Raw genomic sequence first — 22,391 nt, forward strand, 5'->3', positions numbered from 1 at the left:
CCACCCCGCGCCCCCGCGAAACCCAAGGTATCGAAGCGCGCCCGCCGCCCTTGACTTCCCCGGCGGAGGCGGAGAGCGTACCGCCAAGGCCGCCGCCGAGTCAGCCGGAGCGCCCGATGCACGACGAATACGCCCAGCTCGACCGACGGCTCGCCCGCGTGCTGGGAGAGCGCCTGTGGCCCGCGGTGTATGCGGACGCGGTCCCGCTGGCGGTGGCGCGCTGGGACGCCCCCGCCGGGCCGGTTACGGCCGCCGAGGGCGTCGCCGCGCCCTACCGCCCCGCCGAGGTCGGCCAGGAGTGGGGGCCGCCGTGGGGCACCACCTGGTTCCGCTTCACCGGCCGGGTTCCCGCCCAGTGGGCGGGCCGCACCGTGGAGGCCGTGCTGGATCTGGGGTTCGACCCCGACCGTCCCGGATTCTGCGCCGAAGGACTGGTGCACCGCCCCGACGGCACACCGGTCAAGGGGCTCAACCCGCGCAACCGGTGGGTGCGGGTGGCCGCGTCGGCGCGGGGCGGCGAGGAGGTGGACCTGCGGGTGGAGGCGGCGGCCAACCCGGTGATCCTGGGCCCCGCCGGCTTCTCCCCCACCCCGCTGGGCGATCCGGCCACCGCCGGGGACGAGCCGCTGTACCGGCTGTGCCGGGCCGAGCTGGCGGTCTTCGACGCCGGTGTGTGGGACCTGAGCATGGACGCCGAGGTGCTGGGCCAGCTCATGCGGGAGCTGCCCGAGGGATCGCCGCGCCGGGCGCGCATCCGCACCGCGCTTTCGCGTGCCCTGGACGTGCTGGATCCGACCGACCCCGCGGCCACGGCGGCGGCCGCGCGCGAGCGGTTGGCGCCGGTGCTGGCCGACCCCGCCGAGGCCAGCGCGCACCGTATCTCGGCGGTGGGCCACGCCCACATCGACTCGGCCTGGCTGTGGCCGCTGCGGGAGACCGTGCGCAAGGTCGCGCGCACCGTCGCCAACGCGACGGCGCTGATGGAGGAGCACCCCGAGCTGGTCTATGCGATGTCGCAGGCCCAGCAGTTCGCCTGGCTCAAGGACGGCCGTCCCGAGCTGTTCGCGCGGGTGCGCGAGCACGCGGCCCGCGGGCGGTTCGTGCCCGTGGGCGGGATGTGGGTGGAGGCCGACACCAACATGCCCGGCGGCGAGGCGCTGGCCCGCCAGTTCGCCTACGGCCGGCGGTTCTTCCGCGACGAACTGGGGGTGGACACCCGCGAGGTGTGGCTGCCCGACTCCTTCGGCTACTCGGCGGCGCTGCCGCAGCTGGCGCGGCTGGCGGGGGCACGGTGGTTCCTCACCCAGAAGCTGTCGTGGAACGCGACCAACGCCTTCCCGCACCACACGTTCTGGTGGGAGGGCATCGACGGCTCCCGCGTATTCACCCACTTCCCGCCGGTGGACACCTACAACGCCGAGCTGACCGGCCACGAGCTGGCCCGTGCCGCGCGCGGTTTCCGCGAGGCCGGGCCGGCCTCGCGCTCGCTGGTGCCCTTCGGCCACGGCGACGGGGGCGGCGGCCCCACCCGCGAGATGCTGGCGCGGGCCGCCCGCCTGGCCGACCTGGAGGGGGCGCCGCGGGTGCGCCTGGAGAGCCCGGCGGAGTTCTTCGCCGCCGCCGAGCAGGAGTACGCCGGCGCCGCACCGGTGTGGCTGGGCGAGCTGTACCTGGAGCTGCACCGGGGCACCTACACCAGCCAGGCCCGCACCAAGCAGGGCAACCGGCGCAGCGAGCACCTGCTGCGCGAGGCGGAGCTGTGGGCGGCCACGGCGGCGGTGCGCACCGCCGAGGGCGGCGCGGCGGGGGACTACCGCTACCCCTACGAGCGGCTGGAGGCGCTGTGGAAGCGGGTGCTGCTGAACCAGTTCCACGACATCCTGCCGGGCTCGTCCATCGCCTGGGTGCACCGCGAGGCGGTGCGGGACTACGCCGAGATCACCGCGGAGCTGGAGCGCATCGCCGACGACGCCCGGCGGGTGCTGGCCGCGGGGACGGCGGGAGGCGGACACGGCGGCGGGGGCGGCGGGGGCGGTGCGCAGAGCGGCGCGGTCACCGTGTTCAACGCCTGCCCGCACGAGCGCGGCGGTGTGCCCGCGATGGGCGGTCGGGCGCGCCTGCCGCGGGATTTTGCAGCCGCGGCGGCCATGCAGGGCGCCGGCGCCGCCCAGGGGGCGCCCCCGGTCTCGCTCACCCGCGAGGGCGGCGGCCACGTCCTCGACAACGGCCTGGTGCGCGTCGCCGTGGACGAGCGCGGCCTGGTCTGCTCGGTCGTGGAGGCGGCCACCGGCCGCGAGGCGCTGGCCCCGGGCGCCGCGGGAAACCTGCTGCAGCTCCACCGCGACCTGCCCAACGCCTGGGACGCCTGGGACGTCGACTCCTTCTACCGCCGCACCGGCGCCGACGTCACCGCGGCCGAGGCGGTGGGGGTGCTGGAGGAGGGGCCCGAGCGCTGCGCGGTGGCCGCGACCCGGTCCTTCGGCGCATCCACCGCCCGCCAGATCGTGGCGCTGGCGCGCGGCTCGGCCCGGGTCGACTTCACCACCGAGGTCGACTGGCACGAGCGCGAGCGCTTCCTCAAGGCCGCGTTTCCGCTGGACGTGCGCGCGGCGGGCGTCTGCGCCGAGATCCAGTTCGGCCACGTGCACCGGCCCGCCCACACCAACACCTCCTGGGACGCGGCCCGGTTCGAGTCCTGCGGGCACCGGTGGGTGCACGCGGGCGAGCCCGGCTACGGCCACGCGCTGGCCACCGCCTCCACCTACGGCCATGACGTCGACCGCGCGGTGCGCGAGGACGGCGGCACCACGACCGTGCTGCGGCTGTCGCTGCTTCGGGCGCCGCGGTTTCCCGACCCCGAGGCCGACCAGGGGCGGCACGTCTTCCATTACGCGCTGGTGCCGGGGGCCGGTGTCGGCGACGCGGTGCGCGAGGGCTACCGCCTGAACCTTCCCGAGCGCACGGCGCCCGGCGGCGCCGACGTGGCGCCGCTGGTCGCGGTCGAGGGCGCGGGGGTGGTCGCCGAGTCGGTGAAGCTGGCCGAGGACCGCTCGGGCGATGTGGTGGTGCGGGTCTACGAGGCGTGCGGGGCGCGGGCGCGCGGGGCGCTGGAGGCGTCGTTCCCGCTGGCCCGCGCGACGGCGGTGGACCTGCTGGAGGAGCCGCTGGAGGCGGTCGGCGCCCTGGTGGCCGAGGGCTCGCGCGTGCGGTTCGCGCTGCGCCCCTTCCAGATCCTCACCCTGCGCCTGGCCCGGGCCTGAAACCTTCCTTCCACGCGCGTGGCGGCGCGGGAGGCGGGAAGCGGGAACGGCGGCGGGCGGCGGTCCCGCGCACCGGCCCGGAGGCGCGGATAACAATTCCGAACACCGAGGATCACACCGACTCACAAATGGTATTACCATTGCCGCCAGCATTCCTCCGGCGCACGTCACACCGAGCGCCGGCCCGTCCCCATTCCCGGAGGAACCCGTGGAACCCATAGACCCCGCATACGGCACCGTGCCGCTGCTGCTCATCGCGGCCGGCGCGATCGCCGTGCTGCTGCTCCTGGTGATCTGGGTGCGGCTGCACGCCTTCGTCTCGCTCGTCCTGGTCAGCCTGGGCGTCGCGCTGGCCACCCGCATCCCGCTGGACGACGTCGTGCCGACCATGCTCTACGGCTTCGGCGATACCCTCGCCAGCGTCGGACTCCTGGTCGGCCTGGGGGTGATGATCGGCCGGCTGCTGGAGGTCACCGGCGGAGCCGGCGTGCTCGCCGGAGCCCTGATCAACGCGTTCGGGGAGAAGCGGGCGCCCCTGGCGCTGGGTGTGGCCTCCCTGATCTTCGGCTTCCCGATCTTCTTCGACGCCGGGCTGATCGTCATGCTGCCGATCGTCTTCAGCGTCGCCCGCCGCCTCGGCGGCTCCGTGCTGCTCTACGCGCTGCCCACCGCGGGCGCCTTCGCCGTGATGCACGCCTTCGTGCCGCCCCACCCCGGCCCCGTCGCCGCCGCCGGCCAGATCGACGCCGACATGGGCGTCACCCTGATCGTCGGCCTGCTCCTGGCCGTGCCGACCTGGTACATCGCCAGCTACCTCTACTCCCTCTACGCCGGGCGGCGCATCCACCTGCCGGCTCCCGCCGAGTTCGGCGCCGCCGACCCCGAGGACCGCGACGCCTCCGGCGAGGTGCCGGAAGTCTCGGCGAGCCCGGGCGCGGGCACCGCCACCAAGGCGGCGCCGAAGGCCCCCGCGGGCGACGCCGTGCCCGCCGACGCGCCGCGGCTGACGGCGGTGCTGGGCATCCTGCTGCTGCCGATGCTGCTGATCTTCGCCAACACCGGCCTGAGCACCCTGGCCGCCACCGGGGCCGTTGCCGAGGACGCGCTGTGGGTCCAGGCGCTCGTGCTGATCGGCCAGACCCCCGTCGCCCTGCTGATCACCACGGTGGTGGCCATGCTCGCGCTCGCTCCCGGCCGCTTCTCGCGCCGTTACCTGGAGAAGCTGGCCAACGACTCGCTGGGTCCGGTCTGCTCGATCATCCTCATCACCGGCGCCGGCGGCATGTTCGGCGGGGTGCTGGAGATCAGCGGCATCGGGGAGGCCCTGGCCTCCAGCCTGGAGTCCACCGGGATGCCGGTGATCCTGGCCGCGTTCGTCATCGCGACGTGCCTGCGGGTGGCCCAGGGTTCGGCCACGGTCGCGCTGACCACCACGGCGGCGCTGGTCGCCCCGCTCATCGCGGCCTCTCCGGGCCTGAGCACGATCGACCTGTCGTTGATCGTGGTGGCGATCGCCTGCGGCTCCACCGTGCTCTCCCACGTCAACGACTCCGGGTTCTGGCTGGTCGGACGCTTCCTGGGCATGGACGTCAAGACCACGCTGCGCACCTGGACGGTGATGGAGACGCTGATCGGCACGGTCGGCTTCGTGCTGGCGGCGCTGCTGAGCCTCGTGCTGTAGCCGGCCGCCGCGCAGAGCGGGGCCGGGCGCCTATGCACCGCCGGCCTCGGCCTCGCTCTCCAGAGCCGAGACGACCTCGTCGACGATCGCGCGCATGGCGGCCTGGGCCACATCGGCCAGGCCGCCGCCGATCGCTTCGGCGACGTGGGTGTGCAGCCGCAGCGCCTCCGCGCGGGGCTGATGGGGCATAAGGTCGTATTCGGTGCGCCCGGTGAGGACTTCGGCCACCACACCCGCCAGCCCGGCGAACATCTCGTTGCCCGACAGCTGCAGGATCCGCCGGTGGAACTCGATGTCCAGACGCAGAAACCCCTCCAGGTCGCCGCTGCGGCCGGTGGCGGCCATGCGCTCGTTCAGCTCGGCCAGACTCCGGCGCTCCTCGGCATCGGCGCGCCGGGCGGCGAAGGCCGCCGCGGGCGGCTCCACGGCGGCGCGCAGCTCGGTCAGCGAGCGCAGCTGCTCGATGCGGCCGGGCCCGGCCAGGCGCCAGCGGATCAGCTGGGGGTCGTAGACGCTCCACTCCTGCGGCGGGCGCACCCGCACCCCCGTGCGCGGGCGGCTGACCACCAGCCGCATGGACTCCAGTACGCGCACGGCCTCGCGGGCCACCGTCCGGGAGACGCCGTAGCTCTGGGCCAGCCGGTCCAGGGTAAGAACGGCACCGGGCTCGTATTCGCCCGCGGCGATCGCGGGACCCACCTCCGCGAGGACGCGGTTGTGCAGGGTCCGGTGGTCGGGGGCGGCGCTCATCGGTCTCCTTCGGGCCCGGCGCTGCGGCGGGCGCGCGGGCCCGCCGCACAACGACGACGCATCATTGGTAACACTATTAAAGCGCGCGCAGGGCGCGTTCACAGACCGGCACGGTTGGAGCTGAGGAATGGCACACGGCACGCACTTCGTCGTCATGGGCGTCTCCGGCACGGGCAAGACCACGGTGGCCGAGCCCGTCGCCCGGCGCCTGGGACTGGCTTTCGCCGAGGCCGACGACTTCCATCCCGAGGCCAACGTGGCGAAGATGTCGGGCGGGACCGCGCTGACCGACGACGACCGCAAGCCGTGGCTGGAGGCGCTGGCCGCCTGGATCGCCGAGCACGACCGCCGCGGCGAGTCGACCGTCATGGCCTGCTCGGCGCTCAAGCGCGCCTACCGCGACGTGCTGCGCGCCGCGGCGCCCGACGTCAGGTTCCTCCACCTGGATGGGACCACCGAGGTCATCGCCGCGCGGCTGCGCGAGCGCAAGGGCCACTTCATGCCCGAAACCCTGCTGCGCTCCCAGCAGTCGACGCTGGAGCCGCTGGCCGACGACGAACCGGGCGCCACGCTCGACATCGCACCCCCTGCCGAGGAGGTCATCGAGCGCGCCGCCCGGATCGTGTCCGCCGCGCTGGGCTCGCCGGCCGAATCCGGGGAGTAGCCCGGCAGCGCGGAATCGGATCGGAAATCAGGTGTCGACGGTTTCCATGTGTCCCATGCGGATCGAGATCTCCATGGCGGCCTTGCAGACCGCCTCGCCGATAGCGGGGAGCTTGTCCTCCTCCATCCGGTAGGAGGGGCCCGACGCGCTGAGCGCGGCGATGACCTCGCCCGTCAGGCCGCGGATCGGCGCCGCGACCGCGTTGAGGCCCACCTCCAGCTCCTCCACGGCCGTGGCGAACCCCCGCTCGATGATCTCGTCGATCTCGGCCTGCAGGGTGTCGGGGTCGGTGATTGTCTGGGGTGTGAGCTGCTCCAGGCGCCCGCGCAGCACCCGACGCTGGTCGGAGACACGCATGTAGGCCAGCAGCACTTTTCCGGTGGAGGTCGTGTGCAGGGGGTTCTGCCGGCCGATCCAGTTCTGGCTGACGATCGCCGAGGCCCCGCGGACCTGGTCGATGTTGACGACCATGTCGCCGCTGGGTATTGCGATGTTCACCGTCTCTCCGAGATCGGAGGCGAGATCCTCGCAGACGCGGCGGCTCTGCTGGGTGAGGTCCAGCCCGGCCGCCATGGTCCCGGCGAGCCGGATGATGCCGAACCCGAGCTGGTACTTGCCGCGCAGCCCCGGCTGCTCGACGAGTCCGCGCCGCTCCAGGGCTCCCACGAGCCGGAACGCCGTGGACTTGTGCACGCCGAGCTCCGCCGCGATCTCGGTGACCCCGGCCTCGCCGTGCTGAGCGAGTATCTCCAGAACAGTGATCGCCCTGTCGACCGACTGCACGGGCGCTCCGTTGCTGCCCGAGCTGGTCTTGGCCGACTCCGCTTCACCGCCCGACCCCCGCTCGACCCGATGTGGATCAAGGGTGCTTTGACTCTTTCCTGCGCGGTGGTCGTTGGAAGCCATGCACACCACGATAGTGGGAGAACCTGGACACTCCCTGGACACATCCGATCGACCGGACGTTTACGCAGGTCAGAGGTTTCCACACGAGTAAACCCGGGCCCACCGCGCAGCGGTGGGCGCTTCGGTGGCCCGCACTTCGCACCGCCCGCAGGTGGACCGTTCACCGGCCCCGGACCCGGCGGCCGCGGCGCTCGGCGACCGCGCCGGCGGCCGCCGATCAGTTCGGGCTGGAGGCCCGCGGCTCCGGGACGAGTCCGGGGGCCGCGGCGTCCTCGTCGGATCGCGGCAGCACCGCGTCCAGGCGCCGCTGCAGCGGGACCGAGCGGGCGAAGGCCGCCAGCTCGGCGGCCAGCAGCGGCTCGGGGTGGCGCTCGGCGATCGCCAGGCCCACCCCCGTCGGCTCGGCGGGCTCGGACAGCGGGACGGTCCGCAGCTCGCCCGGAACACCGCCGGGGCCCAGCCACGCGTGGGTGAGCACGGCGCAGCCGCCGCCGCGCGCGAGGTGCTCGTACAGCGCCGGGAGGGAGTCGACCTCCGCCCGCACCGCCGGCTCCTCGCCGGTGGCCGCGGCCACGGCGTCGGCCACGCGCGGCCACAGCGGGTCGGGCAGCAGCCGGCACAGCGGGACGTGGGCGAGCTCGTCCCACGCCACGACCGCGCGGTCGGCGAACCGGCTGCTGTCGGCCGTCAGCAGGACGGGCCGCTCCCGGTAGAGCACGGCGCGGCCGCGCGAGCGCGCCGGGTCCAGCGGCGTGCGCACGGTGCCGCAGTCGAGCGCCCCCTCGGCCAGGCCCCGCTGGATCTCGGCGGGGCCCATGCTGCGCGCGCTGAGCATCACCCGCGGATGGCGGGCCCCGAAGAGCGCCGCCACCTGCCCGAAGGCGGCGGCCGCCTCGGGCAGCACGCCGATGCTGAGCGTGCCGATGCGGCCCTCGCGCACGGTGCCGACCTCGGCGGCCAGGTGGTCGCGCTCGGCCAGGATCCGGGTGGCCCAGTGCAGAACGCGTTCGCCTTCGGGGGTGAACCCCTCGAACCGGTGGCCCCGGCGCACGATGGGCACGCCCAGTTCGGTCTCCAGCTTGCGGATGCCGGCCGAAAGCGCCGGCTGGGAGACGTGGCAGGCGAGGGCCGCTCGCGCGAAGTGCCGCTCGCGCGCCAGGGCCACGAGGTACTCGAACTGCCGAATCAGCATCCCCGTTCCCCATCCGCATGCGATGTCGACCGGGGCCGGACCCAGGGGTTGTCCGGCCCCGGCGTCGGCGAGGCCACCGGGCCTCGAACGGCCCGGCGCCGTACGCGCCATCGCTACCCCTCCACGAGGAGAGGCCGAACCTACATTGTGGTGTCTTGGGCCACACCGCGCCAGAGATGGCGGGCAAAACGCCGCACTTTCCCCCTCACCCGGGCGCGGCGCGGCTGGGGAGGCATGTGCCTTCGCGCTGTTCGCGGACCGTTTCCGGTACCGCGGGTCGCGCAGGGGGCGAGGGCGGCGACGACCGGGGACGGCTCGACCCGTGCCCGTGCGATGACCCAGGGCCGACCGTCCGCTGTCCGCCGTCCGCACCGTCACCGCCGTGTGCGCGGCCGCCTGTCCCTCCGTCCGCGGGAACGGGTGATCGGTCCCGTGCGTACGGTCCCGCCGCCGTCTCCTATGCGGGCCCCCCGGCGGCCCGGTCCGCGGTGCCGACGGGCTCGCCGGTCTCCGCGGAGGCGTCGGCCGCGCCGTCCCCGCCGGCCTCGTCCCCGGCCGCATCGGCGCTCTCGGTGGACTTCTCGTGGTAAGCGAGGCGGGTGGCTTCGGTGTGCTCGCGCATCAGGGCGGCCGCGCGCTCCTGGTCGCCGGCCTCGATCGCGTCGATGATGGCCGCGTGCTCCTGCCAGGACTCGTGGCCGCGCCGCTGCACGACGAGGCCGTGGTACCACCGCACCCGGCGCGCCACCTGGCCGGCGAGGCCCTCCAGCACCTGGTTTCCCGCGGCCTCGACGATGAGGTGGTGCAGCGCGGCGTTGCTGTCGACCATCGCGTCGGTGTCGCCCCGCTCGACACCGTCCATGCCCGCGCGCCACAGCTCGCGCAGCCGCTCGATCGCCTCGGGGGTGGCGGCGCCGGCCGCGAGCCGGGCCGCCTCGGTCTCCAGCAGCGCGCGCACGGCCAGCAGCTGGTCGGCCTCGCTCTCACTGGGTTGGTGCACGAACGCGCCGTAGCCGGGCCGCAGGTCGACCCAGCCCTCGTTGCTGAGCCGCTGCAGCGCCTCGCGGACCGGCTGGCGCGAGACGCCCAGCTGCTCGGCGAGCTCGTTCTCGACGAGGTGCCGTCCGGGAGGCAGCCGCCGCCGCGTGATCAGTTCCAGCAGCGTCTCGTAGACGCTTTCGCGCAGCGGTGCGGGGCGCTGCACCGGGCTGGTGAGCACGCCTTTGTCGAGGTGGGACGAGGTCATTGGTCCGCGGCTTTCGTCGGCTACAAGTCAGAGCCCTTGCGAGTACGGGGTTTTCCGGTCCGAGTCTAGGCCAGGAGCGGGCGCCGCGACGCCTGCGGCGGCCGGGCCGGGGCCGGCCCGGCCGCGGGCGCTTGCAGGGTGCCGCGGGATCCGCGCGGCCGCGAATCCCGCTGCTCGCGCCGAGTACTGCACGCCGTTCCGCGAGGCCGCAGGGCCGCGGCGCGCGCCGCGGTCGCCACCCGCCTGCTGGGGCCGTGTCCGCTCAAGCTGTCCCCGGCGCACCACCGCTGCGCCGCGGAGCGATGGGCGCTGCCTGGGCCGGCACGGCGGCGGATCGCGTCAGGGCGGCAGCACGCGTCAGCGCGGCAGCCACAGCAGAGCGGCATGGGGGCCGCTCCAGCCGGGCGGGATGACGGCGTAGGCGTCGGCGAGCGCGGCACCGCGCAGGCTGCCGGGGCGGTCGTGGCCGACGGGCTCGGCCTGCCCGCCGGAGACCCGGACCGCCACCAGCCGCGTGTCGTGGGCGTGGGGGTGGACGGCGCCCTTGACCCGCATCGAGGGCGGCAGGGCCGGGTCGGTGTCGGGACCGCCCGCCATGGCCCGCAGCGCGGGGATGAGCAGCGTCGTGGCGGCGGCGAGGGCGGCGTTCGGGTTGCCCGGAAGGCCCACCACGACCGTCCCGGGGTCCTCGGCCGGCCCCAGGTGGGCGAGCAGTTGCGGATGGCCGGGCCTGCAGGCGACGCCGTCGACCGCGATCGTCGCCCCGACTTCGGCCAGGGCGGCCCGCAGGTGGTCGGCCGGCCCCTTGGAGGAGGCGCCGCAGACGGCGAGCACGTCGGGGGCCGGCTCCGGCGGCTCGCCGGCGCCGTCGCGGGCCGCCCGCAGCGCGGCCGCCAGCGGCTCCAACCCGTCCCGCAGAAAGCGGGGGGCGCCGACCGGCTCGGCGCCGGCCCACGCGGCGATTCCGGGCAGCATGGGGCCGATGGCGTCGCGGACGCGCCCGGCCCCGGGACGTCCCGAAGCCGTGACCTCGTCGCCGGTGACGAGCGCCGCCATCCGCGGTCGGCGCACGAGCAGCGAATCGTGGCCGAGGGAGGCCGCCAGGCCGATGAGCGCGGGCGTCACGGGCGTCCCGGCCGGAACCACGGTGTCCCCGGCGAACGTGTCCTCGCCGGCCCTGCGCACGTGCTTGCCGAGGACGACCTCCCCGCGCACCCGCTCCGCTCCGGCGGAGGAGGTGGCGGCGTGCTCGTAGGGCAGGACCGCGTCGGTGCCGTCGGGGACCTGGGCGCCGGTGGCGATCTCGACGGCCTGCCCGGGGCGCAGGCGGCCGACCGTGTCCGCCGATCCGGCCAGTACGCGGCCCGTCACCGCCCACTCGGGCCCGGGTCCGGCCACGGCGTAGCCGTCCATGGCGGCGGCGTCGTAGGGCGGCACGCCCACGAGCGCCGTCAGGTCGCGGGCGAGCACCGCCCCGAGCGCGTCACCGAGCGCGACGGCGCGCCCGCCGGAACGCCCGCCACGCGCCCCGAGCCGCCGCGCCTCCTCGCGCGCCTGCGCCCACGGCATCACAGCGTTCCCGCACCGGACCATCGCACTCCTCCGGCTAGCGCCGACTCACACCCCTGCGTGCCCCCTGTATATCTGCCTCCCTCGGCAGGCCTGCTGTCAACCCTGCTGTCAACCCGCCCGCCGATTTGCCGTCTGCCGACTTTCCGCTACAGTTCTAACTGCACGACGGCGCAGGTCGCCAAGACCGAGCCGGATCGTACGCGGACGTGGCTCAGCTGGTAGAGCATCACCTTGCCAAGGTGAGGGTCGCGGGTTCGAATCCCGTCGTCCGCTCGGAGACACCCCGGGGGCCACCCTTAGCCCCTCATGAGTCCGGTGGAGTGGCCGAGAGGCGAGGCAGCGGCCTGCAAAGCCGTCTACACGGGTTCAAATCCCGTCTCCACCTCTGGTCACCCCTTCGGGGCGGTTAGCTCAGTTGGTTAGAGCGCTACCTTGACACGGTAGAGGTCACAGGTTCGAATCCTGTATCGCCCACCAGCAACATCGCAGGTCAGAGACCGTTCATCGGTCTTGTTCAGTTATCGCGGGCTTCGGCGATGGAGCCGACCTGGAGACGATCTTGCTCCGGCACCATCACGAAGCCCGCTTCTCATCGGATGCACGGTAGTACTCACCGAGCCGCGGAACCGTCTCCACGATCCACCGGCGTTCGGATTCATTCAGCGTTCGCAGGCTGTGGCGCCAGCGGTCGTCCAGCACCTCGCGCACCTGCTCCTTCATCGCAGGGGTGGCGTGTTCGTAGACGTCGCCCATTCCCCGCATCCGGTGGCCCAGGCGCGCCGCCCGCGCGACTTCGGGCACCCCGTCCTCGGCCAGCCAGGTGCGGTGGGTGTGGCGTCCTTCGTTGAAGGTGAACCCCGGCAGGATCGGTGACCGCAGCCACGCCTGCTCGTGGTCGGGATCGCCGTCGAAGGCCGGACGCCAGAACCGGGCGCGGAAGTTGCCGCGCCGCAGCTGCCCGCCCCGGGCCCCGGTGAAGACCGTCCCGCCCGGCTCCGCTTCATCGAGCAGGTCGGTGTAGAGGACGTGGAGGAAGTGGGGCAGCTGGATCCAGCGCTTGCCGGCTGGCGTCTTGGCGCGTTTGGCCTTCTTCAACCGTCCACCCGCGTGCGCGGGGAGCACCCCGATCCCGCCTTCCTCGTACACGTAACCGAGGGACCATCCCCGCGTGCGCGGGGAGCACGTCATGTCGCTGGCCGACGACCTGTAGTCCACGGGACCATCCCCGCGTGCACGGGGAGCACCTGCGGCCGATGTTCGCCAAACGCCAGAACCCGGGACCATCCCCGCGTGCGCGGGGGGCACTACGGGCCGATCCGCAATCTCCAGCGCGAGCTGGACCATCCCCCGCGTGCGCGGGGAGCACGCGGTCATCGGGGGCCTCCTTCGGTGTTTGTCGGGACCATCCCCGCGTGCGCGGGGAGCACATGTCATCGGGGATGCGGCGGTTCACCACGACGGGACCATCCCCGCGTGCGCGGGGAGCACCCAACCGCGCCGTGCTCGTGAAGGGGGCCGACGGGACCATCCCCGCGTGCGCGGGGAGCACTCTTCGGCGTACTTGCGGGCGTTGAGCATCCAGGGACCATCCCCGCGTGCGCGGGGAGCACTCTGCCTGCGTGCGGAACATCCTGGAGCGCGTGGGACCATCCCCGCGTGCGCGGGGAGCACAAGCTGCGCGACTGGGCTGAGACTGAGGGCGTGGGACCATCCCCGCGTGCGCGGGGAGCACCCGTGCCTTGACGTTGGTCGGTGCGGGCCACGAGGACCATCCCCGCGTGCGCGGGGAGCACGCATCGCCTACACCCGGGTCGAGCCCACCGTGGGGACCATCCCCGCGTGCGCGGGGAGCACTCCAGCAGGGACAAGTCTTGGCCGGGTTCGGGGGGACCATCCCCGCGTGCGCGGGGAGCACCAGCCCTCGGTCCAGGCGGGGCGGCCGAACACGGGACCATCCCCGCGTGCGCGGGGAGCACCAGGCGTCGGCCCGGTCCTGGTGGTACATGCGGGGACCATCCCCGCGTGCGCGGGGAGCACTGAGGGTGCGGACGCGGGGAACGCCGTATCTGGGGACCATCCCCGCGTGCGCGGGGAGCACTCGATCCGTTCGATGCAGTTGATGATCTTGCGGGGACCATCCCCGCGTGCGCGGGGAGCACTGGAGCAGCGCACCGGCGGGGCGCTGCCCGTGGGGACCATCCCCGCGTGCGCGGGGAGCACGGCGCGACGAAGGTGTGCGCCCCCGTCACGATGGGACCATCCCCGCGTGCGCGGGGAGCACTGCCCGCATGCGCCGCACGTGTAGCACGCACGGCACGGGACCATCCCCGCGTGCGCGGGGAGCACAGTGAATGACCTGCACCTTTACAAATCATAGGGGTTGCTTTCATTCACTTCACCTGAAACCGACAAACACCCATATAGGCCGGGAATTCACCACACCCCGTGCCCTACTACGACCCTGCTGCGGCACCACCTCCTGGTCGAATCGCCCCTGCTGCCCTCACTGCTTGGCCAACCGCCTCCAACGATCCTTACGCCCGAAGGAGACCGCGGTCTCGCGACCGGTGGGCAGCAAACTCTTCTCGAGACGGTTGGCCAACGCCCACTACCGGGCCTCGATCTGGACCTGCGACACCGAGGTGATCCCAGCGAATTCGGTGCCAAGAACCGACAAAGCACGCAGAAGCGACAAGCGGGTAGGAGTGCCCGTTCCCCAGAAATAGACGTGGAGCCCCAGGTAGAAGGCGAGGTGACTTGTCTCCGCCGGGCTACCGTGAAAGGTTCCACGTGGTCACCTATCGTGCCCCCTCGACGTTCCCAGGGAAGTCGCACTGTACGTCTCCACTATCAGATGCCTCACCCACACAGCCAGGAAACGATCTTACGATCCTGTTGACATTCCCCCCTTTTCAGCTGAACGGTTCCCCGTGATCGGCATCGCCCCCTCAACACTCAGCTCCGGAAGATGCTTCAGGACCGTCTCACGGCCAGTGACCAGGGCACTTTCTTGATCAATTCATTTCCCGCCCGCTCACAGACACAAAGCGATCGATAGACACAGGATGCGCCATTCGCATAGGTTCTCTTTGATTGCCTACTCCTGCCCCTCATTCATGCCCCTCCCCTGATCACCGCGCACGCTGCCTCAGTCAGCTGTAAGCACCAGGAGCCTTCGTGCACATCCAGGTCAGTGCCGGTCTGCCAGAAGTCGCGCCCACCGACGGCATCGAGGTCATCGAACGCAAAGGACTCGGTCATCCCGACTCCCTCGCCGATCTGCTCGCCGAAGCCTTTTCCCAGACGTACTCTCTGTACGGCCTGGAGGTCTTCGGTCACGTCCCCAATCACTGGGTCGATAAGACCGCTCTCGTCGGCGCGCGTTCCGAGGTGGGTTTCGGCGGGTACTCGGTGGAAAGCGGGATCCAGGCCCGCCTCATCGGCAAGATCACACGAGCCGTCGGTGATCAACCGATTCCCGTCGACGAACTGTTCCGCGACACACTCCACGAGCTTCTCCCCGCAGCAACCGGCGCCCCCGCGATCGCATCCCACGTCGAGCCGGTCGTGGAGAACACCGCGGGAATCGCCGCCGATCACCCCGCCGCCTTCTACCGCCCATCCCAGGGCGAGGATCTCGCCGATACCGATGATCTGCGCGCCAACGACACCGTCGTCTGCTCGGCGTATGCTCCCGCCACAGCGCTGCAACGCCTGGCCATCGGACTGGAGAATTTCGCCGCCGGCCCACAACTCGGCGGCGACCTGCCGATCGGGCGCGATGTCAAGGTCATGCTCGTGCGCACCGGCGCCTGCGTGGATATCACCATGTGTCTGCCCGTCCACCCGGAGCGCGTCTCGTCTCACCACGAATACTCCGAGGTCGTTTCCGAGGCCCGACGGCGCATGGACGCTTACGCCGCAGCCCACGCGGCGAAACTGGACGCGGACTGGCGGCTGGACATCGCCGTCAACACTAAAGACCAGCAAGGCGGGGCCTACCTCGCTCCGTGGGGTACCTCGCTGGGCAAGGGCGACTGCGGCCTGGTCGGGCGCGGGAACCGGGCCAACGGGGTCATCGCGGCCGACCGCGGCAGCAGCGGAGAGGCGATCGCCGGCAAGAACCCGCTGCACCACGCCGGCAAGCTCTACACCCTTGCTGCCGAACGGATCTCCCACCGCATCGGTAGGCCCAACCACACCGTCCTGGTCGCCCGCAACGGCGACCGGCTCGACACCCCCTCCTTCGTCGGAGTGCGCCTCGGCGAGAGGGCCTCCTCGGCAGAACAGCGCCATATCGCCGACGTCGTCGAAGGCGAGATGGCCGCGCTCCCCCGCTTGTCGAAGTGGGTGCTGACCACCCCGGTCATCGACCGGTTCCGCGACCCGAATCTGCTCTTGGAGGCCTGAGAGTGGACCTGGAACTCGCCACCCGCGACGTGGTCCTGGTGACCCTGGACTCCTGCCGCTACGACACCGCCTGCGCCGCCCGTCTGCCCGCGCTTTCCTCCCTGGGACCGCTGCAGCGGGCCGAAAGCCCGGGGACCTACACCCTGCCCGCCCACGCCGCCATGTTCACCGGAGCCCTGCCCCGACCGGTCCAGGGCTACGTCGAGATCGAAGGCGCGCCGCTGAGCAGCGTGTGGCGCTCCGCCGCCGCCCGCCCCCGGCCACAGGACGGCGCGATCGCGGTCGTCGCGCCGAGTCTGATGGATCACTACGCCGACCGCGGCTATCGGGTTCTGGGCGCCGGCGGTGTCACCTTCTTCGACCCCGCCCACACCTGCAACAGCCTGCCCACCCGGTTTCCGCAGTTCCGCTACTTCGGCCGGCCGGCGGCCTCCCCGGCCGATGCCGCCTCCCGTGTCGTGGATCGCGACGCCTCGTTGACGCTGGCCCACGTGGACGAACTGGCCGAGGAGTGCCTGCAGGCCGAACGGTTCTTCTGCTTCATCAACTGCCCGTGCACCCACATCCCCTACACCAGCCCGGCCGCCGTACTGACCGAGGAGAGCGCCGCGCTCCTTGAGCGCCTGTATCGGCTCCACGACGCCTCGTCCCCGCGCCCCGGACACCGGCCGATCGACACCGCAGAGGCCGCCGTGTTGCGGCGCATGCAGCGCCGCTCCTTGGAGTGGGCCGACACCCAACTGGGCCGGTTGTTCGCTCAGCTCACCCACCGGCGTCCTCTGGTGGTGGTGTGCGGCGACCACGGCGAGGAGTTCGGGGAGTGGGGACGCTACGGGCACGGCCACCCCCACCCGAGTGTGACCACCGTCCCGCTGTGGTGCGGCGTGCTCGACCGGTGAAGGGCGGCGGCATCTGATGGGATCGCCATACCGACTCGACGAGCCAGCGCTCCTACCGCAGGGGGTCGGGCCCGTGCGCACGCGCCTGGGCGTCTCGCCCAACCACTCCTCGTTTCGCGTCGGCGTGCTGCGGACCCACCTGCTCACCGCGCTGTTCGCTCACGCCTTCGCCGAACACACCGGCGCCACCGCCCAGGTCCGGGTGCGGTGGGACGACACCGACGCTGCGCGCACGGGTCGGAAGCATGAGTCGCCTCTGCTCGACGAACTCCGCCACGTGGCCCAGATCCCCATCACCGGTGCCGGATCGCGTCAGAGCGAGGGAACCCCGCGCTATCGCCGTGCGCTGGCGCGGCTGCAGGAATCGGGCGTCGTCCGCGGCGAAGGCGGCGCCGTGACGTTGGACGTCGCCGCCACCGACCGCGTTCTGCGAAGCCGGGGCCAGGATCCGCAGACGGCCACGGCTCAGGCCGCACTCAACACCCGCGTCGGTCTCGCACCGGCCGAAGCCCAGGTCCGGCTCGTCCGCTCCGACGGGCGCGCCCTGTGGCACCTGGCCAGCGTCGTCGACGACCTCCACCAACGCACGACGTTGATCGTGCGCGGATCCGACAAGATCAACGCCACCGCCATCCAAGTGCGGCTTTTCCAACTGCTGGGGGCCGACGTGCCGCCGGCGTTCCTCTTCGTTCCCCGGCTCGAAGAAAACGACCGCCGGCGATCGCGTATCGCCGCCCTGCTGGAAGCCGGCATCCGCCCCGCCGCCCTGCGGTGGTACCTGGTTGAACCCTTTCTTGCTCCCGCCCGCGGGCCCGGACCGCACTCCTTCGCCGACCTCCTCGCTCGGCTACGCCATCGGGTGCCCCTGCGGCCCGACGCCCGCTTCGACCTCCCACGGCTGGCGGCGATGGACCGCAAACTCTCCGCAGCCCTGCACACCTCGGTGGCCCGAGAGGAGCTCGTTCGGGCAGGGGCGAGCGCGGATCCGCACGTGCTCGACTGGGTCGCCACGCACTACCGGCGCCCCCTGCCCCACCAGCTGCGACTGTGCAGCCTGCTCGGCGGTGAACCCGCATTCGGAGCGCCGCCGGAGGAGGCCGCCGAGGCCATCGTGTGGTTGGAGCAGGCTCTGGGCGGTGGCGCCGAGACTCGGGCCCCGGCGCCACCGGGTCTGGCCTGGGTCCTCACCGGCCGCGACGAGGTGCCCGGCCTCGGCCCGGAGGTGGCGCGGCTGCCGAGCAAGCTCGTCGCCGCCAGGCTTGCCGCGGCTCGTCAGGCGTTGAGCCGGGCCAGGGCCGCATCGATCCGGTGACGGGTACGGTCGCGTCCCAGCACCTCCAGCGACTCGAACAGGGGCAATCCCACCGTCCGGCCGGTGACCGCCACCCGCACCGGAGCCTGGGCCTTGCCCAGTTTCAGCCCACGGGCTTGACCGACCTCTTCCAGCGCGCTCTTCAGCTCCTCGGCCTCCCAGGCGAGTTCGGGATCGGCGAAGCGCTTGAGGGTGGCTGAAAGCATCTCCGCGCCGACGCCCGGCTTCATCGCTTTAGTCCATGACGCCTCGTCGAAGACGGGTTGGTCCAGGAAGAGGAAGTCGACGTTGAGCACGATCTCGCCAAGCACCGCCACCCGGCTCTGGGCCAGCGGCGCCACCGCGCGGAAGATGTCCTCGTCGTAGTTCTCCTCCGACCACGGCGCCACCTCCGGGTCCAGCCACGGCCGGCAGCGCCGAACGAACTCCTCCACGCTCAAGCCCCGGATGTACTCGCCGTTGAAGGCCCGCAGCTTCTTCTCGTCGAAGAACGCGCTGGAGCTGTTGACGTCGGAGACCCGAAACAGCGGCTCCATCTCCGCCCACGGCATGATCTCCCGGTCATCGCCCGGCGCCCAGCCCAGCAGCATCAGGTAGTTGACCATCGCCTCGGGCAGGTAGCCCTCCTGCTGGTAGGACTCCAGGGCCACCTTGTCGCGGCGCTTGGACAGCTTCTGCCGCTTCTCGTTGACGATCACCGGCAGGTGCGCCCACCCGGGCGGGGTGTGGCCCAGCGCCTCCCACAGCAGTTGCTGCTTGGGGGTGTTGGACAGGTGCTCCTCACCGCGCACCACGTGAGTGATCTGCATTTCGATGTCGTCGGCTACGTTGGCCAAAGCGAAGAGCGGGGAGCCGTCGGCGCGGGCGATGACGAAGTCCTCGATGGAGGCGTGGTCGAACTCCACCCGGCCGCGGATCGCATCGTCGACCACCGTGGGCCCGCCCTCGGGCACCCGGAACCGCAGCGCCCGCCCTGGCCCGGGCTCCAGCCCGCGGTCGCGGCAGAAGCCGTCATAGCCCAGGTTGGGGTTGTCGCGCCGGGCCTGGACCTGCTCGCGGGTGCAGTCGCAGTAGTAGGCGCGCCCCTGCTTGTAGAGCTGCTCGGCGCTCTCGCGGTGCTTGCCGGCGTAGTCCGACTGGAAGTAGGGCCCCTCGAAGTGCGGATCGGAGGCGCTGATACCCAGCCAGGCCAGCGCCTGGATGATCCCCTCGGTCCACTCCGGCTTGTTGCGCGCGGCATCGGTGTCCTCGATGCGCAGCACGAACCGCCCCTCGTCCTGCTGGCGGGCCAGCGCCCAGTTGAACAGCGCAGAACGGGCACTGCCGACATGGAACATGCCGGTGGGTGACGGCGCGAAACGGGTACGAATCGGCTCTTCAGTCAACATGGGTCCTTGGCAAGAGCTACGAGATGGTCAGCAAACGGCCCGTACTCCGATTTCCGCATGAGTCATCAGCCGACCTGCCAATCGAGCGAGGTAGAAACGAGAGCTAGCCCAATGTGGCGACCGGAAAACCGGACCATCCCCGCGTGCGCGGGGAGCACGGTGTCGCTCGGCGGGCCATCCCCGAGGACCGGGACCATCCCCGCGTGCGCGGGGAGCACACCCGGTCGCCGGATCGGGTGCCGGCGCCGTCGAAACCATCCCCGCATGCGCGGGGAGCACACTTCTGCCTGCAATTCGAATGCAATTTTGTCATGGGCCATCATCACGTGCACGCGGAGCGCACTTGACATCACCGACCTCATTGAAGACGCGGCTACCAACCGGATGGGACCATCCCCGCGTGCGCGGGGAGCACACCACGGCCACCTGGTCGGTGGGCATGTAGCGGGGACCACCCCCGCGTGCGCGGGGAGCACGAGAACCTCTGCGACGGCCCGCTGTCCGGGCTGGGACCATCCCCGCGTGCGCGGGGAGCACCCCTTTGTGGAGCCGCCGGGAATCGAACCCGGGGGACCATCCCCGTGCGCGGGGAGCACACGGGGTCCTCCTCGCGCATGCGCTGCGCCATGGGACCATCCCCGCGTGCGCGGGGAGCACGAGGCGGGTAACGCGGCGGATGCGGGCCTGCCAGGACCATCCCCGCGTGCGCGGAGAGCACATCGTCGGGTCCATCACCGGGTTCGCCCAGCAGGGACCATCCCCGCGTGCGCGGGGAGCACGTTGCCGGACTTCGACTTCCGGCACCTGCGCCGGGACCATCCCCGCGTGCGCGGGGAGCACGTAGTCCATGGCAGGGCTGTAGGCGTAGCGGTGGGACCATCCCCGCCTGCGCGGGGAGCACCTGGAGAACTGGGAGCCGGGCTGTGGCCTGACGGGACCATCCCCGCGTGCGCGGGGAGCACAGCTGCGGGACATGCCGCGGGCCACCGTTGCGGGGACCATCCCCGCGTGCGCGGGGAGCACGGGCGCTTCTCCGCGCGCAGCTCGGGCCCGCGGGGACCATCCCCGCGTGCGCGGGGAGCACCTGATGCGGACCGCCCGCCGACAGAACCGCAAGGGACCATCCCCGCGTGCGCGGGGAGCACCACGTCGGCCCCGCCGCTGGCGATCCCACCCGGGGACCATCCCCGCGTGCGCGGGGAGCACGCCGACGCCGACCTGCTGCGCGACCGCGTGTCGGGACCATCCCCGCGTGCGCGGGGAGCACCAACCCCGAATCCTGACCCCCGATAATCGGGCGGGACCATCCCCGCGTGCGCGGGGAGCACGGGTGATCCCAGTCTGGCGACGTGTTCGGCCTAGGACCATCCCCGCGTGCGCGGGGAGCACAAGTCCACCACCGCCGCGCTCATCGTGCTGTGGGGACCATCCCCGCGTGCGCGGGGAGCACTTCTTCTCCGGGGCGAAGTTCTCCTACGAGGCGGGACCATCCCCGCGTGCGCGGGGAGCACCTGGAACGCATCGCCGAGTACGAGAATGCCCGGGGACCATCCCCGCGTGCGCGGGGAGCACATCCGCGGCGACGTCGCGGTGGACGCCAACGGGGGACCATCCCCGCGTGCGGGGGGAGCACCTGCGGGGTGTTCTGCTGCCGCTGATCCGCCTGGGACCATCCCTGCGTGCGCGGGGAGCACTTCCTGAGCGGCCGTGATCGCGGCGCGGAGCTGGGACCATCCCCGCGTGCGCGGGGAGCACGAGCAGGAACTCGTCCACCGCGAACTGATCACGGGACCATCCCCGCGTGCGCGGGGAGCACGTGCGCTGGTGGTGGTCGACGAGCCGCAGCGCGGGACCATCCCCGCGTGCGCGGGGAGCACTACCGGCGATTCTGCGCCACCGTGCTCGGCCAGGGACCATCCCCGCGTGCGCGGGGAGCACTACTTGGTCTCCTGCTTGGTGCGCAGACCCAAGGGACCATCCCCGCGTGCGCGGGGAGCACGTCGTCGATGTCGCCTTCGCCGTCGGCGCCGAGGGACCATCCCCGCGTGCGCGGGGAGCACCGTTCACGGTGGATCTGCCCGCCACCGACCGGGGGACCATCCCCGCGTGCGCGGGGAGCACTGGGGGTCGTTCGTCGGGTCGGGTGCGGCGGCGGGACCATCCCCGCGTGCGCGGGGAGCACTGCGCCTTCTCGCGGCGCTGCCGCTTGCCGATGGGACCATCCCCGCGTGCGCGGGGAGCACTCGACGGGGGTGCTCATTGGCTGCTCATTGGGGGGACCATCCCCGCGTGCGCGGGGAGCACCTTGCGGCCGAACGGCCAGGTGCGGAGATGGTGGGACCATCCCCGCGTGCGCGGGGAGCACGCCGGTTTCCGGGCCGATCTGCCCGTCCACCGGGGACCATCCCCGCGTGCGCGGGGAGCACCGCCAGCTCCTCCCGGGACGCGGTTTTCTGCTGGGACCATCCCCGCGTGCGCGGGGAGCACGACCACATGACCACGTGGGTTCTCATCGTGCGGGGACCATCCCCGCGTGCGCGGGGAGCACTCCCTGGACTACGGCGACCACCTGACCACGTGAGGACCATCCCCGCGTGCGCGGGGAGCACGGCGGGTTCGCGGGCGGCAACGACGAACCGCCGGGACCATCCCCGCGTGCGCGGGGAGCACCCCGAGCGCCGGCGTGTCGTCGTCCGGGGCGGGGGACCATCCCCGCGTGCGCGGGGAGCACCGACGACGGTGACGGGCTCGGGTTTGGCGCCGGGGACCATCCCCGCGTGCGCGGGGAGCACCCACGCACGCCTCCGGCGGCTGGCAGGAGTTCAGGACCATCCCCGCGTGCGCGGGGAGCACTCGTTCTCGGCCTCGATCCCCAGCGAGTTGCTGGGACCATCCCCGCGTGCGCGGGGAGCACTCCTACGAACTGGACGAGGACAGCCTGATCCCGGGACCATCCCCGCGTGCGCGGGGAGCACCCCACCGCCGCGAAGGCGGTTTTCCCGCATGGGGGACCATCCCCGCGTGCGCGGGGAGCACGAGGACGCTCCCGTGCGCGAGGTCGCGTACTGGGGACCATCCCCGCGTGCGCGGGGAGCACAAAGGCCACCCCTA

General features: G+C 72.4%; 13 protein-coding genes, 3 tRNA genes and 2 CRISPR repeat arrays (1 of these 18 cut by a window edge). Of the genes, 9 read left to right on the top strand and 7 right to left on the bottom strand.

Annotation, left to right across the window (positions count from 1 at the left end; all coding sequences use genetic code 11):
* The first annotated feature begins 116 nt into the window (after window positions 1-116).
* Together FZ103_RS21180 and FZ103_RS21185 are read left to right on the top strand one after the other, a co-directional pair.
* On the top strand, window positions 117-3,260 hold the full coding sequence (locus FZ103_RS21180) for a glycoside hydrolase family 38 C-terminal domain-containing protein (protein ID WP_156003588.1): 3,144 nt from the start codon (window positions 117-119) through the stop codon (window positions 3,258-3,260).
* A 208-nt stretch (window positions 3,261-3,468) separates the two neighbouring features.
* Complete coding sequence (locus FZ103_RS21185; protein WP_186356630.1) at window positions 3,469-4,941, top strand: GntP family permease; 1,473 nt, start codon at window positions 3,469-3,471, stop codon at window positions 4,939-4,941.
* Window positions 4,942-4,971: 30 nt separating this feature from the next.
* Here FZ103_RS21185 and FZ103_RS21190 read toward each other — a convergent pair whose 3' ends face one another.
* Complete coding sequence (locus FZ103_RS21190) at window positions 4,972-5,691, bottom strand: FadR/GntR family transcriptional regulator (RefSeq protein ID WP_156003589.1); 720 nt, start codon at window positions 5,689-5,691, stop codon at window positions 4,972-4,974.
* 127 nt (window positions 5,692-5,818) lie between these two features.
* On the opposite strand from FZ103_RS21190, the gene FZ103_RS21195 reads away from it, so the two are divergent.
* Window positions 5,819-6,355, top strand: a complete 537-nt coding sequence (locus FZ103_RS21195; protein WP_156003590.1) for a gluconokinase — start codon at window positions 5,819-5,821, stop codon at window positions 6,353-6,355.
* 27 nt (window positions 6,356-6,382) lie between these two features.
* On the opposite strand, the gene FZ103_RS21200 is transcribed toward FZ103_RS21195, so the two are convergent.
* The 4 genes from FZ103_RS21200 to FZ103_RS21215 form a co-directional block, all read right to left on the bottom strand.
* Window positions 6,383-7,138: an IclR family transcriptional regulator gene (locus FZ103_RS21200; RefSeq protein WP_186356692.1), complete on the bottom strand. Its 756-nt coding sequence runs from the start codon at window positions 7,136-7,138 to the stop codon at window positions 6,383-6,385.
* A gap of 340 nt (window positions 7,139-7,478) precedes the next feature.
* Complete coding sequence (locus tag FZ103_RS24975; protein ID WP_186356631.1) at window positions 7,479-8,453, bottom strand: LysR family transcriptional regulator; 975 nt, start codon at window positions 8,451-8,453, stop codon at window positions 7,479-7,481.
* Between the two features lie 457 nt (window positions 8,454-8,910).
* A complete protein-coding gene (locus FZ103_RS21210; protein ID WP_156003592.1) occupies window positions 8,911-9,699 on the bottom strand; it encodes a GntR family transcriptional regulator in 789 nt (262 codons plus the stop codon).
* A gap of 357 nt (window positions 9,700-10,056) precedes the next feature.
* Entirely contained in the window at window positions 10,057-11,268 is a 1,212-nt protein-coding gene (locus tag FZ103_RS21215; RefSeq protein WP_255430178.1) for a molybdopterin molybdotransferase MoeA, read from the bottom strand.
* A 203-nt stretch (window positions 11,269-11,471) separates the two neighbouring features.
* Between FZ103_RS21215 and FZ103_RS21220 the strand changes: the two genes are divergently transcribed.
* The 3 genes from FZ103_RS21220 (at window position 11,472) to FZ103_RS21230 (ending at window position 11,748) form a co-directional block, all read left to right on the top strand.
* Window positions 11,472-11,544: transfer RNA gene (locus tag FZ103_RS21220), tRNA-Gly, on the top strand.
* A gap of 41 nt (window positions 11,545-11,585) precedes the next feature.
* Window positions 11,586-11,656: transfer RNA gene (locus FZ103_RS21225), tRNA-Cys, on the top strand.
* 15 nt (window positions 11,657-11,671) lie between these two features.
* Window positions 11,672-11,748, top strand: a tRNA-Val gene (locus FZ103_RS21230).
* A gap of 96 nt (window positions 11,749-11,844) precedes the next feature.
* Here FZ103_RS21230 and FZ103_RS25725 read toward each other — a convergent pair.
* Complete coding sequence (locus tag FZ103_RS25725) at window positions 11,845-12,072, bottom strand: hypothetical protein (protein ID WP_343233633.1); 228 nt, start codon at window positions 12,070-12,072, stop codon at window positions 11,845-11,847.
* A gap of 292 nt (window positions 12,073-12,364) precedes the next feature.
* Window positions 12,365-13,617: a CRISPR direct-repeat array (repeat unit 29 nt; unit sequence GGGACCATCCCCGCGTGCGCGGGGAGCAC).
* Between the two features lie 831 nt (window positions 13,618-14,448).
* Between FZ103_RS25725 and FZ103_RS21240 the strand changes: the two genes are divergently transcribed.
* From FZ103_RS21240 to FZ103_RS21250, 3 genes are all read left to right on the top strand, one after another.
* Complete coding sequence (locus FZ103_RS21240) at window positions 14,449-15,681, top strand: methionine adenosyltransferase (RefSeq protein WP_343233634.1); 1,233 nt, start codon at window positions 14,449-14,451, stop codon at window positions 15,679-15,681.
* A 2-nt stretch (window positions 15,682-15,683) separates the two neighbouring features.
* The gene (locus FZ103_RS21245) at window positions 15,684-16,580 is read left to right on the top strand and encodes a sulfatase-like hydrolase/transferase (protein WP_186356632.1); all 897 of its coding nucleotides are present in this window, start codon (window positions 15,684-15,686) and stop codon (window positions 16,578-16,580) included.
* A 73-nt stretch (window positions 16,581-16,653) separates the two neighbouring features.
* The gene (locus FZ103_RS21250; protein WP_156003594.1) at window positions 16,654-17,892 is read left to right on the top strand and encodes a hypothetical protein; all 1,239 of its coding nucleotides are present in this window, start codon (window positions 16,654-16,656) and stop codon (window positions 17,890-17,892) included.
* Here the strand turns inward: FZ103_RS21250 and gltX are convergent.
* On the bottom strand, window positions 17,853-19,280 hold the full coding sequence (gene gltX / locus FZ103_RS21255; protein WP_156003595.1) for a glutamate--tRNA ligase: 1,428 nt from the start codon (window positions 19,278-19,280) through the stop codon (window positions 17,853-17,855). The genes FZ103_RS21250 and gltX overlap by 40 nt on opposite strands.
* Before the next feature lie 320 nt (window positions 19,281-19,600).
* Window positions 19,601-22,391: direct repeats of the CRISPR family, unit length 21 nt; unit sequence CCCCGCGTGCGCGGGGAGCAC; it runs 108 nt beyond the window's last position.

Origin of the sequence: Streptomonospora sp. PA3, assembly GCF_009728995.1 — a bacterium.
Taxonomy (GTDB): Bacteria; Actinomycetota; Actinomycetes; order Streptosporangiales; family Streptosporangiaceae; genus Streptomonospora.